This window comes from Candidatus Tisiphia endosymbiont of Metellina segmentata, assembly GCF_964030715.1.
Classification (GTDB): domain Bacteria; phylum Pseudomonadota; class Alphaproteobacteria; order Rickettsiales; family Rickettsiaceae; genus Tisiphia.
In genome coordinates, this window is sequence record NZ_OZ034919.1 from 457147 (window position 1) to 469995 (window position 12849).

General features: G+C 33.6%; 11 protein-coding genes. 5 read left to right on the forward strand and 6 right to left on the reverse strand.

The annotated features are described in order from the left end of the window. Positions 1–49: 49 nt before the first annotated feature. The 4 genes from AAHM80_RS02545 to AAHM80_RS02560 all read left to right on the forward strand — a co-directional run bounded on the left by AAHM80_RS02545 (position 50) and on the right by AAHM80_RS02560 (position 4426). Positions 50–1063, forward strand: coding sequence for a hypothetical protein (locus AAHM80_RS02545; protein ID WP_342260185.1), 1014 nt, complete (start codon positions 50–52; stop codon positions 1061–1063). Between the two features lie 222 nt (positions 1064–1285). Further along, positions 1286–1849, forward strand: coding sequence for a recombinase family protein (locus AAHM80_RS02550; protein WP_342260186.1), 564 nt, complete (start codon positions 1286–1288; stop codon positions 1847–1849). A gap of 118 nt (positions 1850–1967) precedes the next feature. Beyond that, on the forward strand, positions 1968–2891 hold the full coding sequence (locus AAHM80_RS02555) for an Rpn family recombination-promoting nuclease/putative transposase (RefSeq protein WP_410521521.1): 924 nt from the start codon (positions 1968–1970) through the stop codon (positions 2889–2891). Positions 2892–3154: 263 nt separating this feature from the next. Further along, complete coding sequence (locus tag AAHM80_RS02560) at positions 3155–4426, forward strand: IS256 family transposase (protein ID WP_342259917.1); 1272 nt, start codon at positions 3155–3157, stop codon at positions 4424–4426. A 156-nt stretch (positions 4427–4582) separates the two neighbouring features. Here the strand turns inward: AAHM80_RS02560 and AAHM80_RS02565 are convergent, their stop codons facing one another. Beyond that, positions 4583–5458 (reverse strand): Rpn family recombination-promoting nuclease/putative transposase, encoded by an 876-nt coding sequence (locus AAHM80_RS02565; protein WP_342260188.1) that lies wholly within the window; start codon positions 5456–5458, stop codon positions 4583–4585. A 658-nt stretch (positions 5459–6116) separates the two neighbouring features. Beyond that, positions 6117–6548 carry an IS200/IS605 family transposase gene (gene tnpA / locus AAHM80_RS02570; protein WP_342259383.1) on the reverse strand — a complete coding sequence of 144 codons (432 nt, stop codon included), beginning with the start codon at positions 6546–6548 and terminating at the stop codon, positions 6117–6119. Between the two features lie 226 nt (positions 6549–6774). Here tnpA and AAHM80_RS02580 point away from each other — a divergent pair, with 226 nt between their 5' ends. Beyond that, positions 6775–7206 (forward strand): DUF4143 domain-containing protein, encoded by a 432-nt coding sequence (locus tag AAHM80_RS02580; RefSeq protein ID WP_342260189.1) that lies wholly within the window; start codon positions 6775–6777, stop codon positions 7204–7206. A 21-nt stretch (positions 7207–7227) separates the two neighbouring features. On the opposite strand, the gene AAHM80_RS02585 is transcribed toward AAHM80_RS02580, so the two are convergent. The 4 genes from AAHM80_RS02585 to nusA all read right to left on the reverse strand — a co-directional run bounded on the left by AAHM80_RS02585 (position 7228) and on the right by nusA (position 12771). Continuing rightward, complete coding sequence (locus AAHM80_RS02585; protein ID WP_341747733.1) at positions 7228–7698, reverse strand: GNAT family N-acetyltransferase; 471 nt, start codon at positions 7696–7698, stop codon at positions 7228–7230. A 7-nt stretch (positions 7699–7705) separates the two neighbouring features. Next, complete coding sequence (gene rbfA / locus AAHM80_RS02590; protein WP_341755660.1) at positions 7706–8101, reverse strand: 30S ribosome-binding factor RbfA; 396 nt, start codon at positions 8099–8101, stop codon at positions 7706–7708. Further along, positions 8102–10591: a translation initiation factor IF-2 gene (gene infB / locus AAHM80_RS02595; protein WP_342260190.1), complete on the reverse strand. Its 2490-nt coding sequence runs from the start codon at positions 10589–10591 to the stop codon at positions 8102–8104. Between the two features lie 683 nt (positions 10592–11274). Then, positions 11275–12771, reverse strand: a complete 1497-nt coding sequence (nusA, locus tag AAHM80_RS02605; RefSeq protein WP_342260191.1) for a transcription termination factor NusA — start codon at positions 12769–12771, stop codon at positions 11275–11277. Positions 12772–12849 lie beyond the last annotated feature (78 nt).

Below are 12849 nucleotides of genomic sequence, written 5' to 3' on the forward strand. Positions count from 1 at the left end.
CGAAGTAGCCAAGAACGAATTACTAAGTAAAGGAGCATTTGTTGAAATAGTGAGACCAAGTAAAGTAGGGGACTTTAACGATATATTAAAGGACAAAGGGTTAGGAGAGCAAGAAATTCAAAAAGCGTTTAGTAGAGCATTAAGCAAGCATGAAGCTGTTACGTTGGAGCAATATTTTGGTAGTAGCAATGAAGGAGAGAAATTAAGTAAGCAAGAGCAGTCTAATATTAGGTACATTCAGCAATTTAAGATTAATGAAGAGAAAATAATAGATGCTTATAGGAGTAGTAATGTAAAGGGTAGTAGCGAGCTTGATAGTACACGCAAATCAATAGAATTTGCAGATAATTTTGTTGATGAACATCAGGATTTGGTGAGTGAAGCTAATAGGTATGGAGCAAAGCTTGAAAGACAAGAGCTAGCAGTATCGTTAGTAGGAAAAAGTTATGAGGAGATGGAGCAAATCCTGACAAGTGTGAGAGATAAATATTATACTTTTGCTCAGCTTGGAGAATTAGTAAAAGCTAAGCAAAGAGCCAACACACCGGAGCAAGCGTTCAAAGCCTTAGAAAATGAGCAGAAATATCTAGCTAGTTTACACGTTAATTGTAAGGAGTATGAGCATGATTATAAGGAGTATGATTATAATGGTAGTAGTCTGTTAAAGACTATAAAGCATGCTTATCGTAATGAAAAAAACAATGTATTTGAACAGTTGCATAAATTAGGATCGTATATTGATAGAACTGCAATGCAGCCTAGACAGATAACTAATACAATTAAGCATTCTACACATAGTGCTAGTGCGTTACAAAGTTTAACGCATCAATATCATAATCATGTAATTGATAGGCTAAAGCAACATTTAAATGATATTCACTCAGGCAAAGAGATGATAATAGACGGGAGATCATTTACATGTCAGTTAAAGTTACTAGATTATGCATTAAAGGTGCATGAGAATAATGAGTTTTTTCCTCGAGAACATATACAGCAAGGTCGAGATAAATTTGCTGCCCAGCAAAGAGTAATATCAAAGGAGTTCGAAGGTCCTTCTTTGTAGTATAGAGTTGTTTACTAGAAGTAGTGTATTTACAGGATTTAGGTCTAGTGATGCAAGTTACTTTTTGATATCTATTTGATGTGTACTAACTTCTAAGTTAGAAGACAGTAATAAATAGGTTTAATTTATCATCTATTTAATCGATAATTGACATATAGTAGACAAGGTAGTAAACAAATTGATTTAATGGACGTATTTGAACAGATAAAATGAGATTACTCAATGAGATTATTTGGTTATGCTAGAGTATCAACTTCCGAGCAATCATTAGAAATACAAAAACAAGCTCTTAAAAAAGCCGGGGTTATCGAGTCAAGAATATTTTCTGATAAAACAACAGGTAGTAATCTTGATAGAGAAGGACTAAAATCATTAATGGTTAAAGTTGAGGAAGGTGATTCAGTGTTAATTACTAAACTGGATAGATTAGGTAGGGATACTGCAGATATGATCAGCCTGATTAATTACTTTGATAAAATCAAAGTAGGAGTACGTTTCTTAGATGATGGTATTAGCACCGAAGGAGCTACTGGAAAAATGGTAGTAACCATTTTATCAGCAGTAGCACAAGCAGAACGTCTGAGGATTTTAGAGCGTACCAACGAAGGAAGGATTGAAGCAAAAATTAAGGGCGTAAAATTTGGAGCTAAACGCAGGGTTGATAGAAAGCAATTATTACAATATCATGATCAAGGTATTTGCGGCACGGCTTTAGCTAAAAAAATGAGTATCAGTCGTGCTGCTGTGTACAAAATATTGAAGGAAGAACAGCCAAAGGTTGACTAAACTATAGCTTAATAAGTAAGTATAAACAATATGACAAAAATGTTAAAAAGATACGTCTTAAAATTAGGTAAGGAAAGTGGCTAATCGCTTAAAACATGATCAAATCTTTCGTAAAGCTATGGAAAATCCACTAGTATCACATGAATTTTTTGATACCCATTTACCTAAACATATTAAGGATTTAGTAGATTTTCCTAGCCTAAAAATGGACAATACAACTTTTGTTGAACCAAATTTGAGAAATACTATCTCAGATGTGTTGTTTTATACTAAATTTGGTAAGCAAGATGGTTATCTGTACCTCTTAGTTGAGCACCAAAGCAGTCCGGATCATTTCATGGCTTTTCGTCTCTTCAAATATATGCTGAATATTTGTGACAGATATTTGACTGAGCATCCTAAAACCAAAACTTTACCGTTAGTTTATCCGTTAATATTTTTTAACGGTACAGGAAAATATAAAGTATCTCGTAATTTGTGGGGGTTATTTGATGACAGCAAATTCGTTAGGGATATATGGGCAAATGATTATCAATTAGTAAATGTGCATGATATTGCCGATGAGGAACTGAAAAAAAGAGCGTGGTCAGGTATTCTCGAATTTTTTATGAAACATATAAAAAAACGTAATCTATTAAAGAAATGGCAGGAAATAGCCGATATGTTACCTGAATTGACCAAAGTGACTATCGGCTATAACTATATTGAAATGATTCTCTGTTACACTTTGACAAAAATAGAGCAATCGGATAAAATTAAGCTAGAACAATTATTAACAAGTAAGTTAAATCAAGAAACAGGGAAGCAACTTATGGGAAGTTTAGCACAACATTGGGAACAAGTAGGTGAAACTAGAGGCATCCAAATAGGTGAAACTAGAGGCATCCAAATAGGTGAAACTAGAGGTATCCAAATAGGTAAAGTAGAAACAGTACAAGAAATGCTGAAAGAAGACTATCCTATAGAAACTATAACTAAATTAACAAAACTATCTCTTAAAGCAATAGAAGAGATACGTAAAGATTTGGCTAAAGGCAAATAGAGTCCAGCGATTCCAAATATGGCATAGAAGGATGGTAAGTACTAGGATATAGAATAGGCGTTCTGACGTAGACAATGGCATTCGGTTAAGCTGTTATCCCTCTTAAATTAAGAACTAACCTTATTAATTTTTAGGTTATAGAGAAGCGAGTTCCTACATGTTTTATCATATTTTTTAATAAGGCAGAGGGTGTCAGAAAGTTTGTGTAAGTTATAAAAATAGTTAAGAATAAAATTAATTAAAACAACTTACATGAGGCTAATATGAAGAATAAGAGTAAAGTATCAAATCCGACTATAGAAAAAGTAGTATCAGAAATACTATCACAAAGTGATCCATCTGAGATATTTGGCAAAGAAGGAATATTTCAGGAAATTAAAAAGCAGATAGTAAATAAGATTTTAGAAAAAGAAATGGAATCTCATATAGGTTATGAGAAGCATTCTAAGAATACCAAGGAGTCAGATAATAGACGTAATGGCAATTATGAAAAGACTCTAATAGATCCTGAGGGTCGTAAATTGGTAGTAGAAGTACCAAGGGATCGGGAAGGAGAATTTGAACCTCAACTAATTCCAAAAGGAGTACGGAGATTTGAAGGATTTGATGATAAAGTAATATCTTTATATGCTAGGGGAATGACTATTCGAGAAATACAAGGGCACTTAGAAGAACTATATGCCACCAAAGTATCATCTGAGTTAATATCAAAGGTAACTGATGGCATTTTAGAGGAAGTTACTGCATGGCAGAATAGAGCACTTGATAGTGTATATCCTATAATGTACTTAGATTGTATTCATGTTAAGGCAAGAGATAATCATGTAATAATAAATAAAGCAGTTTATCTAGCTATTGGAGTGAATATGGAGGGCAAGAAAGAGCTATTAGGAATTTGGATAGGCAAGAATGAAGGTGCTAAATTTTGGATGCAGGTAGTAACAGAACTGAAGAATCGAGGAGTTGAACAAATATATGTTGCATGTGTTGATGGTCTTAAGGGTTTTCCAGAGGCGATAAATAGCATTTTTCCAAAAACGATAGTGCAGTTGTGTATTGTTCATATGATAAGAAACTCTGTAAAATACGTATCATATAAAGATTTAAAATCGGTAACAGCTGATTTAAAGGCAGTTTATTCTGCAATAAATGAAGCAGAGGGATTAAGAGAATTACAAAATTTTGCCAAAAAATGGGATGAAAAATATCCAGTTATTTTTGACATATGGCAACGAAATTGGTCTGGCATAGCTCCATTTTTTAGCTTTCCGGAAGACATTAGAAAAGCGATTTACACTACTAATGCTATTGAATCCACTAACCGTCAAATTCGTAAAATTATTAAAAATAAAGGAGTGTTTCCAGATGACAAATCAATTCAGAAAATAATCTTTTTGGCGTTGACAAATGCCTCTAAAAAATGGACAATGCCTATTAAGAATTGGGCGATGGCTTTAAATCAATTTGCAATCCTTTGTGATACTAATTTACAAAATTGGGCAAATGGAGAAATCATACTTACACAAAAAATCTGACAGACCCTCGTCAATCTTTAGAGATATATTCTAAATTATCTATAGGGCCCAGAAAGAATATGACAATGTTATCAAGAGATTTCCTGTCTAAAATGAAAGTGGCACTTCATCGCACGTTCCCTAACACTCCGCCTATTTGGAATTGCTGGCTCTTTCTTATTGTATCTGTATATTCAATAATTCCTTGATTTCCTTAATAGACATACCTGTCATCTTAGCAATTGACTCCACAGAATTGCCATTCTGTAACAGTATCTTTACCAATTCAGCTTTACCTTCAGCTTTAGCAGTTTTTATCAGGTAATCCTCGGATACCTTATTATCCATAATACGTTTAGTCTCTTGCTCATAAGTCAGCAATTCTTCTTCCGTCCAATTAAATTGATTTAATTCTTCATAAGCCCTTTCTATCACTTGATCAGAACCTATGATCTTACGTAGGTCGGCTTCACTAGTTTTATCCGCATGCTTAAAGAAGAAACACCATTTCTCAATTATGTTGGTCAATAAATTTATATCTGTGATTTTAAACTTTGGTAGCTCTATAAAAGTAAAGGAAAAATCCTTTAAATCATGGGCATAGCTATCTTTATCCAAAATAATATGATCAGACTTATAGAACACTTTATCTTTAAAAATAATATTATCACTGATAGCAATAAATATTACCGATTTTAAATCTATATATCTAGCTCCTTCTTCCTTACCTTTATTTAACTGCCGTGAATAGGCTTTAGCCGCATAATACTGAGCTCTTTTTTCAAAGCCTTCTTGTGGAGATACCTGCATCTCAATAATTAGCTGCACTCCATTTTCATCTTTACATAAAACATCAACTACGCTCTGCTTTCTAGCAGCTATCTCCGGTATTTGGATAGTAGGCAAAAATGTTACTTCTTTAATTCTATCACTGCCTTTAAGCTCTAGTACATCATTAATAAAATGAATTAGAATGTCTTTATTCTTCTCCGAACCAAATATACGGCGAAAGGCAATATCATTTTTAGGATCTAGAAATTTAGTAATAGCCATAAATAGTAATTATTAAGAGTTGTTACAGTTCCTTTAGTTATTATAACATAAAGCTAGCCAAACTACTAGAATATTAAACTTAACACAAGTATATCCAATCTTCATAGTGCTGCTAGTACAATTTTATCTAAAAAATCTAATTTTACAATATTCGTACAATAAAGCCTAATATTTTTATTTATTGTACTATTTGTTAGTAGGTTGAGTATAGTACAACAATACTCTAATTTGATTATTATTCCTAATTTATCATGATCCTTTAGTACTTACCTTCCTTCTATGCCATATTTGGAATTGCTGACTATGATCCATAGATTTTATTTTTCATCAATGGAAACTTTATGGGAATTGTTAGCCAAAGATCTTGATTATGAACCTCCTACTCGTTAGGATGTCAAAGACAATTTATTATTTTGCAACAATAAATTGTCTTTGTTAACCATCGTGTTATATAAAATTGGTTAAAAAACCAATTCTAAAACAAATTTTACAAAATATTTTTTGCTAGGATAGCGAAAAAATATAAAGATGCTTAGTATCAAGATGAGTTATTTAATCTAGAGTTGCGTGGCTCTCATACAAAAATCTTTTGTCAGAACGCCCTCGCAAAGCGAGGGGCTTGACGGTTATGAGCAGCCCAAAGGGCTGCCATTGTTAATTAAAATTCTCCTGATTCGTCAGAGCCTAAACTATCAAGTTGCTCTTGATTCTTAATGTAGTGTTTGATCTGATTCTCTTCAAATCCTACAGTTGAGACCGCATAACCTCTAGCCCACAACTTTTCTCCATTAAAATTACGTTTTCGTCCACCAAACTGCCTAGCAACGGCTATAGCACTTTTCCCCTTGATATAGCCTATTACTTCAGCTACAGAATATTTAGGAGGAATCTTGATGAGCATATGCACATGATCTTGTACCATATGCCCCTCTATGATCTTTCTCCCACGTTGAAAAGCTAACTCATGGAATACGTTCCCAAGATATTTTCTAACCTTCCCGTACAATTCTTTTTTACGACACTTTGGAATAAACACAATATGATATTTGCAATCCCATTTAGAATGATTTAAACTTTCGTATGTTGTCATATATTTTCTCCTTTGACCGTCAAGCCAAAGAAGTTATATATGATAACTTTTTATTTTATACTAAATCTAAAGGTCAAGCCTTGATGGTCTCACTAGTCAAACTAGTGGCTTACCTATCATTGAGTTATAAGAATAGACTTCTTTCGAAACTCTACTTCTGCTGGTGATTTGGACAATGATGCGGTACTCGAATCCGTAACGGAATTAGAGTACGCTGCGGTTCGAGGTGAAGCGTCTCCTTCAAATCCCTCAGCACAAGCGAGTTTCGAAAGAGGCCTATTTTAATAATACCAAAGGATCAGAAGCAGGCAGGGCTTTAGAACATTACGTATTTACTGAGTTACAAGCATATATAAACCTGAATGATTTAGATCATCGTATAAATTATTGGCGTACTAAAACAGGTGTAGAAGTGGATTTTATAATTAGCACTATTACTGGTAAGTCATTACCAATTGAAGTAAAAATATCTTCGAATGTCCATAAGACTGAACTAAAAAGTATAAAATCTTTTATGGAAGAGCATCAAGTGGATCAAGGATATGTAGTTTGTTTAGAAGATAATTTAAGGAAAATATTCCTAGATAATCGAGAAATAAATATATTACCAATAGAAGAATTTTTTAAAAAATTATGGAATCATGAGATTTTTAAGTGAATATTTAAAATAATAACACTATTATTCATTAGAGTTATATAATTTCATTCCTTCATGTGTTGCTTCAAAACCAAGTCTTTCATAGAACTGTTTGGCTCTTGGACGTTTTTTATTAGTTGTGAGCTGAACAATGGAGACACCTTTTGATTTGCCATATTTCATTGCAATACTCATCATCCATTCACCGAAATGTTTTCCTCTATACTTTTCTGAGATACGAACAGCTTCAATTTGCATCCTAGTTGAACCTATGAAAGTTAGCGATGGCATGATAGTCAGGTGGCAAGTGCCAACTATTTCTTTATTCATTTCAACTATCATCAAATATTGATGTGGATCACTATCTATCTTGTAGAACGCATCAATATAAGCTTGATCCAATTCTGCTGAAAACTGTTCTCTTGTTTGTCCAAGTTCATCCTCTAAAAGAAGGTTAACAATTGTTCTTAAGTCAGCAATTGTGGCTTTGCGATGGGTAAGGTTTTGATTCATTATAATCCTAGTTCACTCGATTAGTTTCAACTTGCTTCAATAATTCCTCAACTTTGTAAGCATTATCAAATCCGTGATCATAATGAAAACGAATTTCCGGTGAGTATTTTAAATTAATTTTAGCAGTTATAAAGTTTCTTATAGCATATTTTGAATTATTTAAAGACTCAGTAAGTTGTATCTCATTAAAAGTAGTATTAAATGGTAAAAAGTAACAATCTGCTATTTTTAAATCAGAGGTAACTAAGACTTTAGTAATAGTTACTGGACAATTAATCAGACGTTCATCTAACATCTTACCACGCCTTAGTACTTCCACTAATGCTTCATTTATTAATATTGCCACTTTTTTTTGCCTTTGTGACCTATTTTGTGACTTGTCTTTATCAGAAAGTTTTTGCATTTACAATAACTGTTTTTTTTCTTCAATAATTTCAAAGACTTCTACTATATCACCTTCTTTTATATCATCATAATTTTCAAAAGCGATACCACATTCAAAATTCTCGTGAACTTCTTTGACATCATCTTTAAAACGTTTTAGAGTCTTAAGTTTTCCTTCGTGAATAACAATATTATCTCGTAACAAGCGAACTCCAGCACCTCTTTTAATAGTACCCTTGGTAACATGACTACCTGCAACTTTACCAACTTTTGAGACAATGAATACCTGTCTAATCTCTACTGTACCGATATATTGCTCACGAATAATTGGTGAAAGCATACCACTCATTATTGATTTAATATCATCTAACAAATTATAGATAATGGAATAATATCTAATATCCACTTTCTCTCTTTCTGCCATAGCCAAAGCATTATTATTAGTTCTAACGTTAAAACCAACAATAATAGCGTTGGATGCTTTAGCTAAAGTAACATCTGACTCCAATATTCCACCTACTGCGTGATGTAAAATTCTTAAACGAACTTCATCATTTGGCAACTTTAATAGACTAGTGATAATTGCTTCAACTGAACCTTGTACATCGCCTTTAACAATTATCGGTAATTCTTTTACCATACCACTATTACCGGAGGCTTTTAGGAATAATTCTTCTAGAGTTGATCTTTGGGTAACAGAAATTTTCTTTTCTTTTGCAAGGCGTTCACGATACTCTACAATATCTCTAGCCTGCTTTTCATTCTGCACTACATTAAACTGATCTCCTGCTCGCGGAACTTCATTTAAACCATAAATCTCTACTGGTAAAGTTGGTTCTGCCTCGGTAATATCTAATCCTTTATCATTATTCATCCTCTTAATTCTACCATATTTCGTTCCAGCAACTACTATATCTCCATTTCTTAGAATACCGCGTTGTACCAATATAGTAGCAACCGCTCCTTTACCTTTATCAACTCTTGCCTCTATAACTACCCCAGCAGTGAGTCCGCTAAAGTTAGCCTTAAGATCCTGCATTTCTGCAACCAATAATATAGCCTCTTCTAACTTATCTAAATTAGTTTTCTTTAAAGCTGAAATTGGTACAACTATAGTATCACCTCCCAACTCTTCACTAACTAAATCATAAATTAATAGGTCATTTTTAATTCGGTCAAGATTAATATCCGGTTTATCTATCTTATTTATTGCAACGATTATAGGAACATTTGCTGCTTTAGCGTGATTAATTGCTTCAATCGTTTGCGGCTTTATTCCATCATCTGCAGCAACTATTATAACCACTATATCTGTTACCTTTGCCCCTCTAGTTCTCATATCTGAAAACGCTTCATGTCCTGGAGTATCAATGAAAGTAATAGCCCTACCATCAGCCAAGGTTACTCGATAAGCACCAATATGCTGGGTGATCCCACCTGTTTCCTGACTTGCCAAATCAGTTGACTTTAAAGCATCAAGTAACGAAGTTTTACCGTGGTCGACATGTCCCATAATCGTTACAATAGGAGCCCTATGCTTTAAATCTTCTTCTTTATCAGCTTCACTAATCAATATATTTTCAACATCGGACTCTTGAACCCTTTTTACTGTATGCCCTAAGGTCGTAGCAACAAGCTCTGCTGTATCTGCATCAATTGTTTGGACGGTCGTAGCCATGATACCGAGCTTCATCAATTCTTTTATAACATCTGTGGCTCGCTCAGACATTTTATTGGCTAGATCTCCTACAGAAATAGCTTCCGGAATAATAACTTCCCTATATACTTTATCTGGTGTTTGTTGCTCGGCTTTACGTTTTTCTTTTTCTCTAGCTCTTTTTATTGATGCAAGGCTTCTAGTTCTACCAGTATTATCGCTTCCATCTGCATCAAGCATATTGAAGATATCTACCTTTTTTAATTTTTTAGGTTCTTCAATTTTAACCTTTGGCACTACTGCTTTATTATCACCAGCCTTGTCTATTGAAGAAATATCTTCAAGTGCAACACCAAAATGGCTCTGAGAACCAATCAGTGTTGATCTAACAAAAGACTTGGATGGGTTGTTATCCTGTGAAGATGTAGGTGCTAATGTAGTAGGTGGTATTTCAGAATCATTTTCGATATCTTGTAACTCATCCTGAACATTTTCTTCAATATCGTCTTTTTTCACAGGTTGATTGATAGTTGCAAGTTTACTCAGAGTGCTAATCTTACTATCAGTACTCTGAGATTTTGCATCTTCTGCTGCTTTTTTTAAAATAGTTAAGCGTCTGTTAAATTCTTCTCCAGCAGTAGATTCGCCGCCTTGAGAAGTAGAACCACTAGACCAAAGTTTGTTAAAAGACAAAGTATTAGCTGGAGTGCTACTCTTCCTAACTTCTACAATTGTTTTTGCAGAACTAACAAAACCTCTAGTAACATTGGTGGGTTGGGCTGGCTTACTAAGCGATAGTTTAGGACCACCAAGTGTTAGTTTTTTTGGTTTAGGTTCTTGGTTATTCGTCATAAATATTAAACCTTTAAATAGCAATTATATTTGTGATAAAGTTTTTTAAATAATTTTGCTATGTGATTAATGATTAACAGATATACTCTTCTGCTTTAAAGAATTGGCTTCTGCAAATATTTGTGGGGAATAGTAAGGTACACTCACCCCTTGTTTATTGTCTCCATTCTTCAAATCATTTGAGTATATCGAATAATTTACAAATTTCTAATTTACCGTTAGACCTTTTGTAGAATTCACCCCTGCTAGGGAATTTGTAGGAGACACGAAACCTCGACCCGCAACGTACTCTAAAGTACGTGAGGAGCAGAGTACCGGTATCACACACAAATTACCAGTAGAAGTAGAATTATGCAAGAGGTCTATTAGATTTTCTCTTGCACTTGACTTGCATCTCATGCTTACACTATAATACCATTTTTTTTAAGGGAATTGTTAATTTTTTCTTTACCCAAAATTAAATTACCAAGTTTCTGTTATTAGAAATGGCTAATTTTGCTAGTAGTTCTTCAGTATATCAATAAAATTCTTAGCACTAATACTTAATGCTAAATTTTTTAAAATTTTCTTGCTTTGACTGACAACTAATTAAACATTTTAGAACTCCGTCTACGCACATGGGTGTCAACTTAAGTAGTTTAGGTAGCATTCCCTGTCAGGATTGATACTGAGGTTGCTTAAATTTATTCATCTTCACGAGTACGAGCTGTACGAATCAGTAATTCTATATCATCATCTACCATGTTAGAATTAGGAGCTAATGATTTAAATTCATTAACTGTCAACTCTCCCAAATCTTCTATAGTCTTTACACCATACTCAGCTAATTTTAATATGAATTCTGGTTGTAAATCCAATACATCAATTAATTCTTGTTCAACACCTAAAGCTTCGAGTTTAATAATAATTTTTTCATTTTTAGCATTTACATAATTTATTGCTCGTTCTCTTATCTCAATTGCTAATTCTTCTTCAAAGCCTTCAATATTCATTAAAGTTTCAATTTTACTGGAAGCTAACTGTTCTAGAGAGGTAAAACTTTGTGCAGATAACAGTTGTGCTATCACTTCTTCAACATCTAAGGTCTCCATAAATAACTCAGTAGCAGAGCAAAACTCATCATTTCTCCGTTTGGATTCTTGATCTTCCGTCATTACATTAATATTCCAGCCAGTAAGTTTAGAGGCTAAACGAACATTTTGACCTCTTCTACCAATTGCAAGACTCAAATTATCTTGAGACACAACTACATCAACTATATTCTTATCTTCATCAATAACAATTTTTGCAATTTCTGCAGGAGCAAGTGCATTCATAATAAATTGAGCAATATTCTTGCTCCATAATATTACATCTATTTTTTCGCCATTAAGCTCATTAGTAATAGCCTTAATCCTATTACCTCTAATTCCTACACATGAACCTATAGGATCAACACTAGAGTCAGAAGCAAAGACTGCAACTTTTGCCTTTGATCCAGGATCACGAGCTATAGCTCGCAATTCAATTATATTATCATAAATCTCTGGAATCTCTAATTCAAATAATTTTATTAGCATTTGGTCATCAGTTCTAGATAGAAAAATTTGTGGTCCTTTAGACGATAATCTTACGTCTTGGACATAAGCTTTAATACGATCATTAACCTTAAAGCTTTCTCCTCTAATGAGCTGCTCCTTTTTAATCATTGCTTCAGCACGACCACCAAGGTCAACTATGATATTATTAAACTCTACTCTCTTAACAGTGCCGTTTAAAATCTCACCTTTCTTATCTTTAAAATCTTCATATTGTTTTTCTCTTTCCACTTCACCAACGCGTTGTATTATTATTTGCTTAGCTGCCTGAGCTGCAACACGTCCAAGATCAATAGGCGGTAAGAATTCATAAATCTCATCACCAATTTTAGCATCGACTTTCTTTTCAACAGCATCCTTTAAAGAAATTTGAGTAAAATAATTCTCCACATCATCCACTACATCAAGGATTCTAAAAAGATTAATATTACCATTTTTCCTATCAATCTCAGCTTTTATATTATGTTCATTTCCATATTTTCTGCGTCCTGCAATCTGTACAGCCTGTTCCATTGCCGAAAGTAGTGCTTCCTTAGGAAGATTCTTTTCTCTAGCTACAGAATCTATGATCTGCAGAATTTCTATGTTACCAATATTAATCATAAATTCACTGCCTTTTAATATTAAACTTCTTGCATCTACTTGCTACTGATAATTTGTGCGTCGGTATACTCCTTCTGC